This window comes from Streptomyces sp. NPDC052109, assembly GCF_040680195.1.
Lineage (GTDB): Bacteria > Actinomycetota > Actinomycetes > Streptomycetales > Streptomycetaceae > Streptomyces.
The window spans coordinates 255,768-273,221 of sequence record NZ_JBFAWF010000010.1 but is presented as its reverse complement, the minus strand read 5'-3'; the positions used below and the strand labels follow the sequence as shown (position 1 = coordinate 273,221).

Sequence of the window (17,454 nt, the reverse complement as noted above, 5' to 3'; positions counted from 1 at the left end):
CCATCGACGGCAGCCAGCATGAAACCCATCCCTGCCCCGCTCGCGCGACCCCATCGTCGCGAACGACCGGGCCGTGCGAAAGAAGGTAGGGCCGCGTGAACGCCCCGATTCGCAGGTAGACGCCATCTCCCTTTGCATCTACCTGCGAATCTCCCTCTCCATCTCCCTGCATCTACCGGTCGTCTACTCGCAGCGTCTCCCGGCCATCTCCCCCGCACCGGCCGGAATCAGCCTCTCGCCCCCCACCCCATGGGCTTACGGTCGGTGAAGGAGGAAGCAGTGGGAGACGACTCGTCGCTCAAAGCCGTGGGTTGGGCGCGCTCGCTGCCGGTGAACCGCGGGGTGATGGAGGCCAGGGACTGGACTCGCGACCACCTGGCCTCGCTCGGGTGGCTCCGCACCGCCCCGGACCTGGTGGACTCGGTGCTGCTGACCGTGTCCGAGCTGGTCACCAACGCCCACAAGCGTGCCCGTAGCGCGGCCCAGTTGTCCTCGTGTGGGACGAGTCGTGCCCGCACGTGACCGTGCACGACGCCTCCCCCGAACTGCCCGAGCAGCGCCGTCCCGATGCCGGTGCCCTGGGAGGCCGCGGCCTGATGCCGGTCGACGCTCTCGCGGACACCTGGCAGGCCCACCGCTGTCCCCGCGGCAAGGACGTCATCGCCTGCTTCCAGCTGCCCTCGTCGGCGACATGACTCGTGTGCCTCGTGTGCCTCGTGTGCCTCGTTTGTGCCGAGGATGCGCGGGCACGAGTGCTGCACGGCAACGGAAGCCACGACGAGCCAAGAGGAGGCGTGTTCCATGACTGCTGGTGAGAAGGCCAAGGCGAAGACCGAGCAGGCGGAGGGCAAGGCCAAGGAGGCTCTGGGCTCCGCCGTCGGGAACGACCGCATGGCCGCGGAGGGCCAGGCCCAGAAGAGCAAGGGCGACGCGCGAGACGCCAAGGAGAAGGCCAAGGACGCCTTCGAGCACTGACTCCGCCGCTCCGGCCGGAGCAGACGGAGAGAAGGGGCCGCCCCGGACGAACCCGGGGCGGCCCCTTCTCCCTGCACGCTCGCGGAAACCGGCGGCGCCGGCCCCGCTCATCCGTGGCGGACGGATCCGCCCGGGAAAACGAGCGGCAGGGTCCCCGTGGTACGCAGTACGGTGCGTCGATGCCAGAGATCAGGAAGTTCCAAGTCACCTTTGACTGCGCAGAACCCGGGCGCCTCGCCCGCTTCTGGTGCGAAGTGCTGGGCTACGTCATGCCGCCGCCACCCGAGGGGTTCACCACCTGGGAGGAGCACGACCGCACCCTGCCTGCTGAGAAGCGGGACGCATGGTCCGCCTGCAGTGATCCCTCGGGCGTGGGCCCGCGCCTGTACTTCCAGCGCGTCCCGGAGGGGAAGGTCGTCAAGAACCGGGTGCATCTCGACGTCCGGGTCGGCACCGGGCTCGTGGGGGACGAGCGCCTCGCCGCGCTCGAAGCCGAGTGCGCGCGACTGGTCGCGCTCGGTGCGACCCACGTGCAGACGCTGTACGCCGACGGGGAGAACGAGTCGTGCATCCCGATGCTGGACATCGAGGGCAACGAGTTCTGCATCGACTGAACAGCGCCGCATCGCGCTCCGTCAGCGTGCTCGCTCCACGCGGCGCTCGTCCCACACCGGCTCCGGCGTCTCCCGTACCCGGCCGTCGCTGCCGAACACCAGGAAGCGGTCGAAGGACCGGGCGAACCAGCGGTCGTGGGTGACCGCCAGGACCGTCCCCTCGTACGCCTCCAGCCCCTCCTGCAAGGCCTCCGCCGACTCCAGGTCCAGGTTGTCGGTCGGCTCGTCCAGCAGGAGGGCGGTGGTTCCCTGCAGTTCCAGCAGCAGGATCTGGAAGCGCGCCTGCTGCCCGCCGGAGAGCCGGTCGAAGGCCTGGTCGCCCTGCCGGTCCAGTTCGTAGCGGCGGAGCGCCGACATGGCCGCGCCCCGGTCCCGGGCGTGCTCGGTCCACAGGATGTCCACCAGGGTGCGCCCGATCAGTTCGGGATGCGCATGGGTCTGGGCGAAATGCCCCGGTACCACCCGTGCGCCCAGCTTCACCGTGCCCGTGTGCGCCACGTCCTCCCCGGCCAGCAGTCGCAGGAAGTGCGACTTGCCCGACCCGTTGGAGCCGAGCACCGCCACCCGCTCGCCGTAGAAGATCTCCAGGGAGAAGGGCTTCATCAGCCCGGTCAGCTCCAACTGCGTACAGGTGACGGCCCGCACCCCGGTACGCCCGCCGTGCAGACGCATCCGGATCTCCTGCTTGCGCGGCGGCTCCGGCGGCGGACCGGCCTCCTCGAACTTGCGCAGCCGGGTCCGCGCCGCCTGGTAACGAGAAGCCATGTCGTCGCTGCGCGCGGCGTACTGCTGCAGGTCACGCACCAACTTCTTGAGCTGGGCGTGCTTCTCGTCCCAGCGGCGGCGCAGCTCCTCGAACCGGGCGAACCGCTCCTGCCGCGCCTCGTGGAAGGTGCCGAAACCACCGCCGTGCACCCAGACGTCGGAACCGGCCGGGCTCGGCTCCACCGCGATGATCCGCTGGGCGGCCCGCGCCAACAGCTCCCGGTCGTGCGAGACGAACAGCACGGTCTTGCCGGTCTCCCGGAGCCGTTCCTCCAGCCACCGTTTGCCCGGTACGTCCAGGTAGTTGTCGGGCTCGTCCAGCAGGAGCACCTCGTCGGGACCACGCAGCAGCGCCTCCAGGACGAGCCGCTTCTGCTCACCGCCCGAGAGCGTGCGGATCTGACGCCACTGCGCCTTCTCGTACGGCACGCCGAGCGCGGCCATGGTGCACATGTCCCACAGGGTCTCCGCCTCGTAGCCACGTGCCTCCGCCCAGTCGGCCAGGGCCTGGGCGTACTTCATCTGGGCGGCCTCGTCGTCCACCGTCATGATCAGGTGCTCGGCCGCGTCCACGGCCTGCGCGGCCCGCCGGATGCGCGGCGGCGCCACCGACACCAGCAGGTCGCGGACCGTGCTCTCGTCCCGCACCGAACCGACGAACTGCCGCATCACCCCGACACCGCCGCTCGACGTGACCGTGCCGCCGTGCGACTTCAGTTCGCCGGACAGCAGACGCAACAGGGTCGTCTTGCCGGCGCCGTTCGCGCCGACCAGGGCCGCCACCGCTCCCTCGCCCACCCGGAACGACACGTCGCCGAGGAGGGCGCGCCCGTCGGGCAGGTAGTACTCGAGGTGAGAGGCCTCCAGATGTCCCATCTTTGCTGTGTCCTTGTCTGCTGTACGGATACCGGCATGGGTGCGCCGGCGCGCTGTGTGGGCGGGCGGTTCCCGGACCACCGTGCCAGGTGGGCCTGGTCGACGGCTGCTGATTATTTTTCGGGCCGCCGGAGCCCGGGTGTCCCCCGGGTCCTCCGGGGCATCCGCTCAGGCTGCCCGGTCGAGGCCCCCCAACCGGACATGGTCCGGCACCGCTTGCATCCGGCAGATGGTTTCGGCCACATCGCGGCCCTCAGGCCCGGCGTTCGAGCTGCCCGGACGTCCGTCGACCAGCGGCGGGGAGGGGCGGGGAGCGGTCATGCGCCGGCCGGGTCCGCGAACCGGTGGCGTACGGCGAAGGCGACGGCGGCGCTCGCGAGCAGGGCGGCGACCGCGGCGACGAAGGCCGCCCAGGTGCCGTAGGCGCCGACGAGGAGACCGCCGATCTGAGCGCCGAGGGCGGAGCCGACGACGTTCACGGTGATGACCCAGGTGAAGGCCTCGGTGATGGCGCCCGACGGGGCCGTGCGCGCGACGAGTTCGTACTCCACGGCCGTCACCGGGGCGTAGACCAGGCCGCCGAGGGCGAGGGCCAGGCCTATCGACCAGTTGTCCCAGGCGAGCAGGGGCAGTGCGGTGAACGCGGACAGGAGGAGCAGACCGATGGCGAGGGTGCGTTCTGCGGGCCAGTCCCGGGTACGGCTGCCGTACCAGAGCCCGCCGACGACCCCGCCGACGCCCCAGGCACCGAAGATCAGTCCGACGCTGTCCGCGGAGCCGTGTTCCTCGGCGAAGGCGGGCAGGGCCAGGTTGAACACGCCCGTGGACACGGCCGCGCAGACCAGGATGGCCAGCAGTCGGACCAGGCCCGGCGAGCGCAGCGCGCCCAGCAGGTCGCTCTCGGTCTCCTCGGCGCGCCAGTCGCGCGAGGACTGCGTGGTGGCGAAACCGATGGCACCCACGCCCGCCAGAACCCCGCCGACGACCAGGGCCGTGGCGGGGGTCCCCCAGAACAGGATGCCGCTGAGCAACAGCGGTCCGCCGATGAAGAAGATCTCGCTGAGCACCGCCTCCAGGGAGAAGCCCGCCTCCCGTCCGCCGGCGGGCAGCGCGCTCCACAGCGACCGGACGGAGCCGCTGATCGGCGGGATCGTGGCGCCCGCGACGCTCGCGCACACCAGCTGCGGGAGGCGGGCGTCGGGCGCCATGCACACCAGGGCGATCAGTGCCAGCGGGTGGACGACACCGGTGAGGAGGAGCAGGGGAGTCTGGCCGTGCACGTCGACGCGGCGGGCGACGATCGGCGCGAGCACCGCACCGCCCAGCGAGTAGCAGGCCAGCAGCAGGCCCGCGGAACCATAGCCCGTGCCGCGCGAGGTGGCGAACACGACGAGGGCGAGCGTGACCAGGAACAGCGGGAACCGGCCGACGATGCTCCACAGCAGTGGAGCGCGCATGGCCTTGTCGCTCAGGACGGTGAGGAACCGGTTCCCGGCGGGCGGAGACTCGGAGTCGGTTTCGGTGGACGGCTTATCGGGCCGGCTGTCGGATGCGGTGTGGGTCATGGCATTCTCTCGGTTCTCGTGGGGACGGTCCACGAGGAGGGACGGTCCGCCGGGCGGTCAGGTGCCGTTCAGAGCGCGGCGACGACGGCGGCGATCTCCTTGGCCAGCAGGATCTGTTCCGCCTCGTCGAGCTCCGGGGTGAGCGGTACGCACAGGGTGCGGCCCAGCCTGTCGCGCGTCGCGGCGAAACCGTCCCGGGTCAACGGCGCGTAACGGTCGTCGCCGTCGGCCAGGTTCCACGGGAACCCGTCCGCGTACAGCGAGGCCCGGCCCGCCACCACCGGGTGCTCGGGCAGAAGGTACTTGTCCAGGGTCCAGCAGGGCAGGCCCCGTTCCTCCAGCCGCTCCATGGCCCGGTCCCGCAGATCGCGCGACTCCAGCAGCAGCCGCACGCTGGTCTTGACGTCACCGGGGCGCTTGGCCACCACGGTGACGTCCGAGCGCTCGCCGAGCGCCTCCAGCGTCAGGGCGTAGTGCCGCTCCAGAGAGGCGAGGATCTCGTCCAGCCGCCGGAACTGCTGGAGCTGTACGGCGGCCACGGCCTCGTTGGCGCACAGGTTCTCGCCGTAGAACGCGCCGGGGTTCCAGCCCGGGTACTTGCCCTGCTCGCGGGCCGAGCCGTGGTCGGTGTAGGAGCGCAGGACGTCCCAATGGGCGGGGTCGCGGACCACGACCAGGCCGCCCTCGCCGGAGGTGAGGATCTTGGCGTGGTGGAAGCTGAACGTGCCCGCATAGCCGACCGTTCCGGCATGCCGACCGTCCGTGTGGCGCCCGCCCATGGCCTGGGCGCTGTCCTCGACCAGGTACGGCACCCGCTCGGGCAGGTCGACGACGGTGCCCTCCATGTGCGCCACCACCACTCGCTCCGCGTCCGCGGGCAGCAGCGAGGCGTCCAGGCCGAACCGTTCGTCGACGTCGACGAGGACCGGGACCAGTCCGCAGGACAGCACGGCACCGGCCACCGCGACGAACGTGACCGCCGGGATGTACACGGGGTCGCCGACCCGCGGCCGGGTGCCCATCAGCGCCACACGCAGGGCCTGTGTGCCGTTCGGCACGCTCAGCGCCCGCCCCGCGCCGAGCCGTTCGGCCGCGTACGCCTCCAGCAGGTCGGCGTTGCTCGGCGCGGGGGCGCTGTACCGGAAGAGGACCTTGTTGTCGAGGGACCGGTGCAGTTCGGGGGTGTCCTCCAGGGAGAGGTAGTTGGCGCCATAGGGGAAGGGACGCAGCATCAGCGGGCTTCCGTTCGAGGTGGGTGGACAGGGGGCTGCGCGGAGAGGCCGCGTCAGAACGGGGCGAGCAGGAACTGCCGGACCTGACGGGCGACGCGCTGGGCGCCGCGCCGGTCGTCGCCGGCGTGCTCCAGTGCCCGGGAGACGCGGTTCCAGAGCGGGTCGGCACCGCGGACGGCGCGGTCGGCCGAGGCGTCCGGTGCGGCCGCGTCGAGCACCTCGACGCCGGTGCCCTCCGTGATCCCGGCGAGCCGGCCGGCCTGGTCCGCGTCCAGCGCTGGGAGCAGCAGCAGCGGCACCCGGGCGGCGTGCGCCTGGTTGACGGCGGTCAGCAGGGGCGAGGAGACCAGCAGCGACGCCTCGGCCAGCAGCCGCTCCGTGGCGGCCTCCTCGACCCCGACGACGGGCAGCGCGCCGGTGTCCTCTCCGGCCGCGGACAGCAGGGCGGACCGCGCGGGCACCGGCGCGTCCAGGACCACACCGCGCAGCGGTTTCCCGTCGTACCGTGCCGCTTCCGTGGCGGCGCGCAGGGCCGCGCCCGCCCGGGCGACGGCCGCGTGGTCGGCGGGGTGCAGATCCGGCGTGGACAGATGGACGACCGCGCCGCGCGCCGCACGCGCCCGGGCGGCCCGGGGCGGAGCGATCGTGCCGACGGTGTGTACGCCCTTGGCGCGCTGCCCGCCCAGCCAGCCGGGCCGGTGCAGGCAGCGGACGGCCGACGGCGGCCAGGTGCCGCCGGGCGGGGGGCCGCCGGAGGCGACGAACACGACGGGCACGCCGGCTGCGTTCAGGCGGGCGGCGAGCACGTCGTCGTCGCACACCAGGGCGGCGCCGGGGGTGGGGCCCGCGTCCGGATCACCGGTCAGCTCGACTTCGGTGAGGTGGGCGCTGACATGGCGCAGCGCAGCCTGGGACTCCAGCGCGGGTCGGGCGGCGGCGAGCACGCGCAGCCGCGGCGGGGCGGGATGCGGGGCGGTGGTGGGTGAGGACATGGTGGCTCCGGGCGCGGTCGGTTCCAGACGCGGGCGTGAGGGCAGGGCGGGGCCGTCAGTAGCTCCAGGCCGGTACGGCACCCATGCGGGCGAGGTCGTCGCTGTAGCCGGCGGCGGTCGCGGAGCAGCCGCCGCACATCGTCGGACCCTGCTGCTTGAAGAGTTCCGCGTGGCTGCGGAAGACCGGGTTGTCGAGCATGACCTTGCCGTCGTCGGTGCGCAGCGGCGCGCCGCCGGGGCCCTCGTCCCCCTCCTTGTGCGGGAGGCAACTGCACGAGAACATCCGGCCGTTCTTGCCGTCCAGGTAGATCACGTCGTCGGTGACCAGACACAGCGGTTCCGCGGCGCGCGGCGGCAGGGACTCCTCGAAGAAGGCCTTCTGCTCCTCGGGTGTGTCGCCGTAGAAGCGCTTGCCGAGCGGTACGAGCGTGGTGGCCGGGTCGGCGGTGTAGATGGGCTCGCAGGCGGCGATGACCTCCTCCGCCGACGGATAGCGGATCTCGCGGTCCAGCTTGATCGCGGACAGCTCCCACTGCTGGACGCCGAGGTCGGTCAGCACCCGCTGCAGCTCCGGCATCTGCGCGAAGTTGTGCGGTCCCACGACGGAGTTGACGCGCGGGATGATCCCCAGCTCCTTCGCCCGGCGCAGCCCTTCCAGACCGTTGTCGAACATGCCGGGGGAGCGGCGGTAGACGTCGTGGGTGGCGGCGGAGGAGCCGTCCAGGCTGACGATCACCTGGGCCAGCCCGGCGTCGGCGAGCCGGTCGACGAAGCGGGGCAGGAACATGCCGTTCGTGATCAGCGACATGCGCATGCCGTGCTCCGTGCCCATGCGGACCAGGTCGACGACGTCCCGGTGCATCAGCGGCTCGCCGCCGGTGAAGCGGACGTACCCCACCCCCTTCGCCACCGCCTCCGGCAGCAGTTCGGCGAAGTCCTCCGTGCTGAACCGGTAGGTGTCCCGGGACAGGGCGAACTCGCACATGAAGCAGTCGGCGTTGCACGCCTCCAGCACACGGATGAACAGGTACCGGTGTCGTTCCTGCATGATCGGTCAGCCTTTCAGGAAGGGAGGTCGGCGGGACGGTGACTGGTGCCGCGGCGGGCCGCGGTGGCCAGCACGATGTCGGCGACCTGGGCAGCGCCGCCGGTGCCGACCAGCCGGGCCAGGGCGGTCCATCGGCCTTGCTGCCGCTCCACCGCGGCGAGGCAGGCGCCGATGCGCTCGGTCAGGGCCGCGCGGACCGGCGCGGGGGTGCGGGCGGCACGCTCGATCCCGCCGTAGATCAGTTCCAGGGCGGCGTCCTCGCCGGGCGATCCACCGCCGTCCGAGACGTCACCGGATGCCGTGGCCAGGCGGGCGTCGAGCACCTCGTCGGCGCGGAACACCTCTTCGGGCCACTCGGCGACCGGCGCCTCGGTGGCCTGCGCGTAGAAGGAGGCGTTGAGGATCTGGCTGATGTTCTGCGGAGGCAGGCACACCGCGGGCACCCCGCGCGCACTGGTCTCCAGCAGCGTGGTCAGACCGGGGGAGGTGAGCAGGACGTCGGCCTCGGCGATCTCGGCCAGGAAGCCCTGGTGGCCGAGGGCGCCGCTCCGTACGTCCAGGCCCGCCGGGACGGTGATGTTGTCGAACAGCCCCTCGGGCACGTTGCCGCACAGCGTGACCTGCCGGGTGCCCCACGCGGCGAGAGCGCCGAGCGCGGCCGGCACCGTCAGGGACAGGTAGGCGGAGGGGTCGTCCAGCAGCGGTGACAGCAGGCCGCCCAGGCTGACCACCGCGCGGCGTTCGCCGGCCCGCCGCATCCCGCGTCCGGTCCGGACCGGCCCGGGGACGACCACCGACTCGACCCAGCGAAGGTTCTCCACCCGGGCCAGCACGGGCCAGGCCGGACCCGGCAGTCCGGGGACCAGCTGCGCGCAGTAGGCGCTGGCGCGCAGCGGCAGGCTGTCCAGATCGTCCTTCGTCCACAGGAACGGCAGGCTGTCGACGAACACGACGGGGCAGCCGGCGTCCTCCAGCGCCACTGCGGCGGCCCGGTCCAGGACGCACACGGCGGCGTCCAGGGTTCGCTCGGCCACCAGGGCGCGCAGCGCCCGCGCGTCCGTGAGGTCGACGTCGTGCCACTCTTCGACACCGTGGCCGCGTACGATCTCACGGCCGAGCCGCGAGCCGAGCCCGACGAAGCGCACGTGATCGCCGAGCTTCGCCCGCAGCGCGTGCACGATCGCACCGAGCTTTCCGGCGCTGCCCCAGCCGAACTCGACCCCGCACAGGGCGACGGTCACGTCGGTGGGCGGCCGGGCGGGCCCGGCGGACGCGGGGAGTGTCCGCAGTGCGGTCGTCATGCCGGCACCACCGGTTCCGCCGCGGCCGGCTGCGCCGCGGGCGTGCCGGGGCGGTCCGTCGCGTGCCGGTGGTAGGCCAGGGCCTGGTCCAGCTCCGGTGCGCGCCACGGCCCCGGCCGGACGCCGAGACCGGCCGCCCAGTCCAGGGCGGTGTGGACCGCGCCGTCGAGGCACTGCGCGGACCAGCTGCCGTCGAACGGCAGCTGCAGCACCGGGGAGACCTCGCCGAGTGCCGAGATCATCGGGCTGTAGGCGGTGCCGGGGTCGAGCAGCAGGGCGACGGGCTTGCGCAGCGCGGAGGCCCAGCCCAGTTCGAGCGCGACGCCCGTGGAGGGCGGGGTCCCCGGGTAGGCGAGCACCAGGTCGGCGCACTGCATCGCGCGGAAGTCGGAGGGGACGCACTCCTGCGGGGGCAGACCCCACTCGCCCCACCCCTCGTTGTGGTGGGCGTTGAAGACTGCGTGCCCGGCGTCGAGAAGTGCCTCACGCAAGGCCGACAGCCGTTGCCGCCACTGAGGACGGACCACGCCATCGGCCGGATCGATGAACTGCACGAACGGCGCGGCGAGAAAGACACGCAGGCCACCGGCGGGGACGTCGCCGACGCGCCGGCCGGCCGCGGTGTGCGCCGCGGCAGCGGACGTGGGGGTCAGGGGAGTGGTGCCGTTCATGCCTGGTCACCCGTCTCGGTCAGCCGGTCGTACTTCAGGGCGTTGCCGCGTGCCAGCTCCACCGGGTACCGCTGCTCGTTGAGGGCGAGCTTCTCGCGGGCGGCCGCGAGCAGGTCGATACCGGCCGAACGCGACAGCCGCAGCAGGTAGTTGAGGATGTCGGCCAGCTCGTGGGCGAGTTCGCGGCGGAACTCGGGGTCCTCGTAGGGACGTGCCGCGGCCTCCTCCGGGGTGAGCCACTGCAGGAGCGCCAGCAGTTCCCCGCTCTCGCCCCCGAGGGCCATCGCCAGGTTCTTGGGGTTCTGGAAGGCGTCCCAGCCGCGTGCGGCCACGAAGGAGTGCAGTTCGTCGGCGTACTGGTCCAGGTCACTCATGTGCGTCTCCGGTGCGGTGCGGCGCTGCGGGCAGGGTCAGGCCCCATTGAACGGTGCAGGTGTCGGGGTGGTACGCGGCCGGCATCAGGCCCTCCAGGGACCAGCCGCGGCGCTGCATGAGCGCGGTGACGGCGGGATCCGGCGGCTGGTGGGTGTAGAGCTTGCGGCCGAGCCCGCGGTACAGGTCGGGCAGCTGGTCCAGGAGCTGGGCGAGGACGGCCGGATGGTCCGCGCACAGCGGCATCAGCTTGACGGACAGGCCCTTCTTCGGGCCGGCGGCGGCCACTCCGCGCACGGTGCCCGTCTCGTCCACCGCCACGTAGATGATCTTGTACTTCTGGTTGAGATCACCGTGGTGGCGCCGGTCGTGCCCGGCGATCAGCGCGTCCACCCAGTCCGCGTCCACACCCCGGTACGCGGGCTGCATCGCGCGCAGCACGAGCTCGCGCAGCCCGGGCGCGTCCTGCGGCCGGAAGAGGCGGACGCGGACGCCGCTCACGACGCCGGTGCCGTCGTCCCCGGCGGGCTCCGTGCGCGGGGTCAGGTCCTTGTAGAGCATGTGCTCGGTGCTGTCCGACTTGTACTGGCCGGGCGCGCCGCCCGCCGGCACGAAGCCGTGCCGGAGGAAGAAGCCGATCGCGGCGGTGTTGGCGGCGGCGACCGTGCAGTAGAGCTGCCGGGCGCCGGCCTCGCGGGCGAAGTCCTCCGCCGCGCGCAACAGCATGGTGCCGAGCCCGGAGCGACTGCGGTGCTCCGGCACGAGGATCAGCGGACTGATCTTCACCGTGCCCTGCCGCTTGACCACCATGTGCAGCACACCCAGCCGCTCGGCATCGGGTGTGTCGTCCGAACACAGCAGGAAGGTGCGCTGGGAGTGGGAGAAGTGACCGAACGGGTCGCGTCCGGAGGCGAGGTGCGCATCGAGGACGCGATCGGCGTGCGCGGCGTGGTCACCGTCGTAGAACGGGCTGAGCGTGCTGGTGAAGAGGGACCTGAGGAAGTCCCGGTCGTCCTCGCCGGCCGCGCGGGTGCGCGGGGAACCGGCCCGGGACGGCTCAGTCGTGGGGAGGGGGGTGTGGGTCAGGGCTGTCACCGTGTGATCACCTTGGTCTGGTCGCCGGGCTGCTGTCGCTGTTCACACCAGGTGCCGTCCGGCCGAGGACCCCGCATGGCGCGGGGCGTGCGCATGTCCCGGGTGGGCACGGTCTTCTCAGCCGGCGGTCGGTGCCATGGGAGGACTCCGCATCGTGGGTCGCCGTCTGCCGCGGGACATGCGCCCTGTCGTCACCGCGGGGGCCCGCTGCGGCGGGCGCCGAGACATCCGGGACAGGGCCTCGGCCATCACCGCGGCTCTTGTTCGTGACAGGACGCTAGGCGTGGCCGGACAAGTTTGTCAATCGCTCGTCGAGGCTTGTCAATCTTTGGCAAGTGATCTAGCTTCGAGCTGACCGAGCGGCCGCCGCCGGCTTCCGGGGACTCCCCGTTCCAGGCCGGTCCGACCGCGCACTCACCGGCCTCCGGTGGGCCTACAGACACCACCACTCGACATCCCGGGGGAAGACTCATGAAGAACGCCTGTCGCCGCACCACCACCGCCGTCCTGTCGACCGCCGTCCTCGCACTCGGCGCGACCGCCGTCCACGCCGGCACCGAGGGCCGTACGGTCCGGGCCGCGCACGTGAGGATCGACTGGCCGCTCCACGGCGCGCACGACGTCAGCGCGCGGTCCGCCACGGACGCCCTGGCGGGCCGCATCGACTGGCCGTGACCTGCGGGGCGCCCGCTCGCGGAAGGGCTGCGCGCCCTGAGCGGTACGGGGCGCGGCGACCGGCCTCGAAGGACGCGTCCGCGCTGCCGGGCCGGCCTGCGCGCGGCGTCCGGTGCGGCGGGCCGTGGCCTGCCCGGCGGGCGGCCGCCATCGCCGCTCATGACCCGGTGAGCGGGCGCCGGACATCCGCGGCCGGCCCCGCTCACCGGGCGGGAGCGGTGTCCGGGCGGGACCTGACACGGTCCGCGGCCCCGTCGGCCGGCCCGGTTTGCCCGGACGGCCGACCCCTCACCGGCCAGGGTTGCCAAGTGTTGACAACCCTGTGTCCCGCACTGAAGATGGTTCCGTTCACGGGACCAGCAGGCTCAGGGATGGCAGGGATGGCTAAGTGGTCGAACAACCCGAGTTCGGACAGCTATTGAAGACCCTCAGACAGGAGCGGGGCCTGTCCCAGGCCGAGGTTGCCGAGGGCGGCATGTCCACCGCGTATCTGTCACGCCTGGAGTCCGGGGCCCGGCGCCCGACCGCCAAGGTGCTCGACCACCTCACCCGGCGGCTGGGCGTGCCCGCGTCCGTCTTTCAGGGCACCCACACCTCGCTGCTGGGCCAGGCCCTCGCCTCCGCCAGTTCCTCGGACGACACCGACGACGCCATCCGGCTGCTCGGCGAGGCGGTCCAGGCCGGGAGCGGCGAGGATCTCTCCCTGCGCTGGCTGTCCCTGTGGAAGCTGGCCCAGCTGCACGCCAAGCAGGGCAAGCGCCACGACGAACTCGGCGCGGCACGCGAACTCACCGAGCTCAGCGACCGCTTGGAGGTGTCCACCCTCCAGGTGCGCTCCCGCACGCTCCTCGCCCGCTGCCTGCGGGCCGTCGGTGACATCGACGAGGCCCGCGCCGTCGCCCGGGCCGCCCTCCGTACCACCGACCACGGGGCCGTCCCGGTGGCGGACACCATCCGCGCCCAACTGGTGCTCGTCTCGCTCGAGGCGGAGTCGGGCCTGATCACGGAGGCGCGCCGGCTCGCCGACCAGTTGCTGGAACCGATCGACGTCCTGCCCCCCGTGCTGCGTGCCGAGGCCCTGTGGTCGGCCGCCAACGTCCGCATCCGCCAGGGTGACTACCCGGGCGCCGCCGAGCTGCTGCAGCGGGCCCTGACCGAACTGCCCAGCCACGACGAACTGATGCTGCGGCTGCGGCTGGCCGCGTCCTCCCTGTACCTGCAGATGATCCCGCGCCGGGTGGCCGAGGCCCAACGGTGGCTGGCCGAGGCGGAACGCGTCCTGTACCTCTTCGGAGGCCCGCTGCACCGCCAGGAACTTCTCGTCATCAAGGCCCACCTCGCCTTCCACCAGAGGGACCTGGAGCAGGCCAAGGCGCTGTGCGAACAGCTCACGGACGCCCTGCCGCAGCTGACCTTCCGCGACCGGATCCGGCTCGAGGTCCTCGCCCACCAGATCCGCATCCTCGAGGGCGACCGCGAAGCCGGCGTCCGCCGTATCGAGGAACTCGCCCAGGAGGCCCAGAGCGCCTCCAACGTCCACCTGGCCTCCGAGATCTGGCGCACGCTGGCCGAGACCCTGGCCTGGGCCTCGGACAGGCAGGCCGCCCCCAGCCTCCGGAAGCCCTCGAACCTCCACGAAGGCGTCACCCGCTGATGCAGTCCGCCCTCCACGCCGACGCCGACGGGACGGCGGACCCCGCCTCCTCCCCCTTCCTGACGCTGGACGACCCGGCGGCGTACACCGCGGCCGTCGAGGAGTTCCTCACCGACCCCTCGCCCGCGACCGTCCCGGTGTGGACCGGTGGCCGCGCGGACCTCGTCGCCTCCGTCGGGCGCGCAGCCACGGTGTACGCGGGTGTGCGCCGCCCGGCCCCCCACGCACGAGGTGTCCTGCTGAGCCCCGGCACCCTGCCCGCCGGGCTCGCGGCACTGCTCGCACCCCTGGCCGAGGAGTGGCTCGACGAGAAGGAACTCACCGCCGCGCTCTTCGACGAACCCGGCGCGCGACACCGGGCGCCGGACGAGGAGGAGGGCACCGGCGGTTCCCTGGTGGTCGCCGGCCTGTACGAGCACTTCACCCTCGACCCGCTGTGGGACGCCCTGCTGGCCGCCGCCCGCCGCGCCGACGTGGCGATCACCTTCCTCACCGGCCGTGACGCCGCGTCCCTCGCCTGGTTCACCGCCAAGCAGTACGCCCGCGTCGCCGCGGACGTCCGGCGGCTGGGCCTGTACACCTCCACCGACCGCCCCCTGGCCCCGGCGGGCATCCACCTGCGCGACGAACGCGACATGGAGAGCGAGGACATCAAGACCGAGATCCTCGGCGCCCGCTGGAGGCGCATCCTCTTCCAGGGCCACGGCAAGGACGACTCGATCAACCTCGCCGACTTCACCGTGTGCGGCCTGAACGAGACCGTCCCGCGCGCCCCACGGCTGCTCGGCCCGGCCTGCGCCTACGGCCCCACCTGCTACAAGCCCATGGACAAGCTGATCCAGCTGCGCGAGGTCCGCGCCGCCGAGATAGTACTGAGTTCGTGCAACAACGCTCCCTTCGCCGACGCGGCCGGCTACGACCCGAAGTTCCAGCTGATGCTCAACGCGATCGACGGCACCGCCAAGGACGTCGTCGCCGCGGTCACCATCCATGACTCCGACCGCGTGGAGAACCGGGTCTGGATGGACGCCGCCCTCTGCGGAGCTCCCTCCGCCCCGAGCCTGAACGCCGGCATCTCCACGGCCCAGCCCTTCCCCGCCTACCTCCACTTCGGCATGGCCGCCGACGACACAGGCCCCACACCCGAGCCGCCGTCCGTGGACCCCGAGCCGTTGCTCCTCACCACCTCGGCCCGCCTCACCGCCTACCTCGCCGGCGGGCTGCTGCCCCCCGGCAACCCGCTGCGTCCCCGGCTGGGCAAGCTCGCCGCCAAGGTCGAGCAACTGGTCACCCGCCGCTCACTGGCGGTCCGCGACCAGACCGGCACGATGCGCGGCCTCCTGGACGATCTGCAGTCCCTGGACCAGGCCATCGCCGCGCGGATCGCCGAGGACCCGGAGAACGAGATCAGCGACTACCCGGCCCACTTCGGCGACCGCAGCCGCATCGATACGTCCACCGCGGCGCAGGTGCGGTGCCACTGCGGCCGGCCCGCCGAGCGGTACACCCGCAGGGCGCTGGTGCCCACCGCGCTCGACACCGAGTGCGTCATCTGCCCGCGCTGCGGGGACGTCTCCTTGCGCCTGCCCGGTGCGCCCACGGTGCAGATCCACGCCGACGACGAGGTGCCCCGGGGCGGCACCCTCCGGGTACGGCTGGTGGTTCGCGGCGCCCGCACCGGCCCGCTGCGCCTCGGCGTGCACGTTCCGCGCTACCTGCGCGCCGACTGCGCGGTGGAGCCGGCCCTGCACAGGATGCGCGTCGCGCCCGACGAGGACCGCGAGGCCGAGTTCACCTTGCGCCTGTCCGCCGGCACCTCGCCCCAGGCCTACTACCTGACCGCGTACGCCGTGCAGGACCTCGCCGTGACGATGGCCCGCCGCCACTTCGGCGTCGTACCGGGCTGATCCCCGGGCGCGCGGACGCGGAGACAGCGTTCCCGGACCCCCCGGCAGGACCCACACCGACCTATCGGTGTGCTGCCAGTGCCCTGGCCAGGAGGCGCCAGATGTCGGCGGCGAGATCCAAGCTGCCCTCGTCACGGGCGCTCGACGCCACGCGCTCGAGAGTCTCCGTACCTTCGGTGGTCTTGCCTTCACTGATGAGGAGCAGGCCGTCGAGCGCCGCCAATCGCGCTGTGTCACGGTAGGTGAGCAGCAGCGTGGAGTCGTGAAGGGCTTGGTAGGCCGCCCTGGCGTCGGCCGGCCGGCCTTCGTAATAGGCCAGGTAGGCGAAGAGAAGCTCCATCTCCTGGCGGTACAGGGGGTTCCCGGTGATCTCGACCGCGTGGGAGACCTCGATGAGCCGACGGCGCGCCAGCTCCGTCTTGGGCGGGGACAGTTGCAGGTACAGGGAGGCGGTCGCGAGCCTGGCGCGGAGCCAGAGATGCGCATCGTGGTGCGTGGTGAGCAGTTGCAGCACTTCTTCCAGGTGCCGCTCCGCGGTCGCGTAGTCGCCCAGCCGGACCCGGACGGTCGCCGACGCCCACAGTGCCTCGATGCGCAGGTCGGGCCTGTCCTCCGGGACGAGGTCGCGCAGTTCGTCCGCGTAGGACAGGGCAGTGGTGAGCTGCCCGTCCTCGGCCTCGATGGAGATCATCGTGATCAGGGCACCGGCGATCTCGGACGCGCCCAGCGGCGTGCCGCGAGCGATCTCCAACGCCCCTGTCGCGATCTCCCTCGCCCGACGCATCGCTCCCGTCGCCCGCAGGGAGCGGCCCAGCCGGGACCGGGCCCGGCACCTCAGGTCATCGAGCCCCAGGTCGTCACTGAGCGAGACGAGGCGTTCCAGATAGTCCTGTTCCTCTTCCCGGCGTCCGGTCCGTCCTGACACGTCGGCCAGCAGCCAGAGAGCCTGGGCGCGAAGCAGCGGGTCCTCCTCGGGATCGAGGGCCCCCTGTTCCGCCAATGCCTCCACTGCCGCGTCCGACCCCGCGGAGGTCGCGGAAATGAGTGCCCGTGCGAGCGAACTGACGTCGCTCGGCTCTCCGGAGAGCTCCTCCTCGGTGATGTCCAGCCGCTGGGCGAGGTAGGCGACCACCTGCGCGGTGGGCGGCCTGGCGCCGGATTCCAGGCGGGAGAGATAACCCGGCGACATGCCGTCACCGGCGAGGGCCGCCTGCGACAGGTGTCGCTCGGTTCTCAGTTGCTTGAGGCGGCGGCCGAAGTCGGGCTGCTTCAGAGGTTCCACGTTCCACTCGTCAGATCTGCGGGCTTGCTGGGCGTGTGTCAGATCACTCAGGACTCTCCACATCATTGCCACTTTGGCAAGCTGTTGGAAATGACTGGCACGACAGTCGTGCTAAGGGGTCTGTACCCCCTACTTTAAGACACGCGCCGTGATGGAGCTTCGCGAGCTCGCCACAGTGCCGTGGTCCCCGCTTCCCGCCCTCCGCTCCTGCCGCGAGCCCAAACACCCGCTGCTCGGGCGTGGCATCGAGGTCCCGTACGAGACCTTTCGTCGGCAGTGCGCCAAGTTCGGCCAGGGGTATGCGCACCGGCCGCGCCGGCGCCGCCCGCGCCCGGGATGGACGGCGCCCGGACGGGGTCTTCGTCGAGATCGACGGCACGTTGCCCTCAGGCACATCGTAGGCAAGTAAGGTTGTCAAGAGTTGACATCG

Annotated in this window: 15 protein-coding genes and 1 pseudogene; 6 read left to right on the top strand and 10 right to left on the bottom strand. The window is 72.2% G+C overall.

What is annotated here, in order from left to right; all coding sequences use genetic code 11:
- Nucleotides 1–279: 279 nt before the first annotated feature.
- The 3 genes and pseudogenes from AB0L59_RS22270 (at nucleotide 280) to AB0L59_RS22260 (ending at nucleotide 1,589) form a co-directional block, all read left to right on the top strand.
- Nucleotides 280–695, top strand: a pseudogene (locus AB0L59_RS22270) (ATP-binding protein).
- 106 nt (nucleotides 696–801) lie between these two features.
- Entirely contained in the window at nucleotides 802–975 is a 174-nt protein-coding gene (locus AB0L59_RS22265; protein WP_365586281.1) for a CsbD family protein, read from the top strand.
- A 179-nt stretch (nucleotides 976–1,154) separates the two neighbouring features.
- Nucleotides 1,155–1,589, top strand: a complete 435-nt coding sequence (locus tag AB0L59_RS22260; RefSeq protein WP_365586279.1) for a VOC family protein — start codon at nucleotides 1,155–1,157, stop codon at nucleotides 1,587–1,589.
- 21 nt (nucleotides 1,590–1,610) lie between these two features.
- Here AB0L59_RS22260 and AB0L59_RS22255 read toward each other — a convergent pair whose 3' ends face one another.
- The 9 genes from AB0L59_RS22255 to AB0L59_RS22215 all read right to left on the bottom strand — a co-directional run bounded on the left by AB0L59_RS22255 (nucleotide 1,611) and on the right by AB0L59_RS22215 (nucleotide 11,506).
- Complete coding sequence (locus AB0L59_RS22255) at nucleotides 1,611–3,230, bottom strand: ATP-binding cassette domain-containing protein (RefSeq protein WP_365586276.1); 1,620 nt, start codon at nucleotides 3,228–3,230, stop codon at nucleotides 1,611–1,613.
- Between the two features lie 317 nt (nucleotides 3,231–3,547).
- Nucleotides 3,548–4,795, bottom strand: a complete 1,248-nt coding sequence (locus AB0L59_RS22250) for an MFS transporter (protein ID WP_365586274.1) — start codon at nucleotides 4,793–4,795, stop codon at nucleotides 3,548–3,550.
- Between the two features lie 68 nt (nucleotides 4,796–4,863).
- Nucleotides 4,864–6,027 (bottom strand): DegT/DnrJ/EryC1/StrS family aminotransferase, encoded by a 1,164-nt coding sequence (locus tag AB0L59_RS22245; RefSeq protein WP_365586272.1) that lies wholly within the window; start codon nucleotides 6,025–6,027, stop codon nucleotides 4,864–4,866.
- A gap of 53 nt (nucleotides 6,028–6,080) precedes the next feature.
- The gene (gene blsF / locus AB0L59_RS22240; RefSeq protein ID WP_365586269.1) at nucleotides 6,081–7,019 is read right to left on the bottom strand and encodes a CGA synthase-related protein; all 939 of its coding nucleotides are present in this window, start codon (nucleotides 7,017–7,019) and stop codon (nucleotides 6,081–6,083) included.
- 55 nt (nucleotides 7,020–7,074) lie between these two features.
- Nucleotides 7,075–8,067, bottom strand: coding sequence for a cytosylglucuronate decarboxylase (blsE, locus tag AB0L59_RS22235; protein ID WP_365586266.1), 993 nt, complete (start codon nucleotides 8,065–8,067; stop codon nucleotides 7,075–7,077).
- Nucleotides 8,068–8,081: 14 nt separating this feature from the next.
- Nucleotides 8,082–9,368: a hydroxymethylcytosylglucuronate/cytosylglucuronate synthase gene (locus AB0L59_RS22230; protein WP_365586263.1), complete on the bottom strand. Its 1,287-nt coding sequence runs from the start codon at nucleotides 9,366–9,368 to the stop codon at nucleotides 8,082–8,084.
- A complete protein-coding gene (locus AB0L59_RS22225; RefSeq protein ID WP_365586261.1) occupies nucleotides 9,365–10,039 on the bottom strand; it encodes a hypothetical protein in 675 nt (224 codons plus the stop codon). The genes AB0L59_RS22230 and AB0L59_RS22225 overlap by 4 nt, the downstream gene beginning before the upstream one ends.
- The gene (locus AB0L59_RS22220) at nucleotides 10,036–10,413 is read right to left on the bottom strand and encodes a nucleotide pyrophosphohydrolase (RefSeq protein ID WP_365586259.1); all 378 of its coding nucleotides are present in this window, start codon (nucleotides 10,411–10,413) and stop codon (nucleotides 10,036–10,038) included. The genes AB0L59_RS22225 and AB0L59_RS22220 overlap by 4 nt, the downstream gene beginning before the upstream one ends.
- Nucleotides 10,406–11,506: a GNAT family N-acetyltransferase gene (locus AB0L59_RS22215; RefSeq protein WP_365586256.1), complete on the bottom strand. Its 1,101-nt coding sequence runs from the start codon at nucleotides 11,504–11,506 to the stop codon at nucleotides 10,406–10,408. Before AB0L59_RS22215 ends, AB0L59_RS22220 begins: the two co-directional genes overlap by 8 nt.
- Before the next feature lie 471 nt (nucleotides 11,507–11,977).
- On the opposite strand from AB0L59_RS22215, the gene AB0L59_RS22210 reads away from it, so the two are divergent.
- The 3 genes from AB0L59_RS22210 to AB0L59_RS22200 all read left to right on the top strand — a co-directional run bounded on the left by AB0L59_RS22210 (nucleotide 11,978) and on the right by AB0L59_RS22200 (nucleotide 15,742).
- Complete coding sequence (locus AB0L59_RS22210) at nucleotides 11,978–12,181, top strand: hypothetical protein (RefSeq protein ID WP_365586254.1); 204 nt, start codon at nucleotides 11,978–11,980, stop codon at nucleotides 12,179–12,181.
- A gap of 388 nt (nucleotides 12,182–12,569) precedes the next feature.
- On the top strand, nucleotides 12,570–13,835 hold the full coding sequence (locus AB0L59_RS22205) for a helix-turn-helix transcriptional regulator (RefSeq protein ID WP_365586252.1): 1,266 nt from the start codon (nucleotides 12,570–12,572) through the stop codon (nucleotides 13,833–13,835).
- A complete protein-coding gene (locus tag AB0L59_RS22200) occupies nucleotides 13,835–15,742 on the top strand; it encodes a hypothetical protein (RefSeq protein ID WP_365586249.1) in 1,908 nt (635 codons plus the stop codon). The genes AB0L59_RS22205 and AB0L59_RS22200 overlap by 1 nt, the downstream gene beginning before the upstream one ends.
- Nucleotides 15,743–15,803: 61 nt before the next feature.
- On the opposite strand, the gene AB0L59_RS22195 is transcribed toward AB0L59_RS22200, so the two are convergent.
- Nucleotides 15,804–17,024 (bottom strand): helix-turn-helix transcriptional regulator, encoded by a 1,221-nt coding sequence (locus AB0L59_RS22195; RefSeq protein WP_365586248.1) that lies wholly within the window; start codon nucleotides 17,022–17,024, stop codon nucleotides 15,804–15,806.
- Nucleotides 17,025–17,454 lie beyond the last annotated feature (430 nt).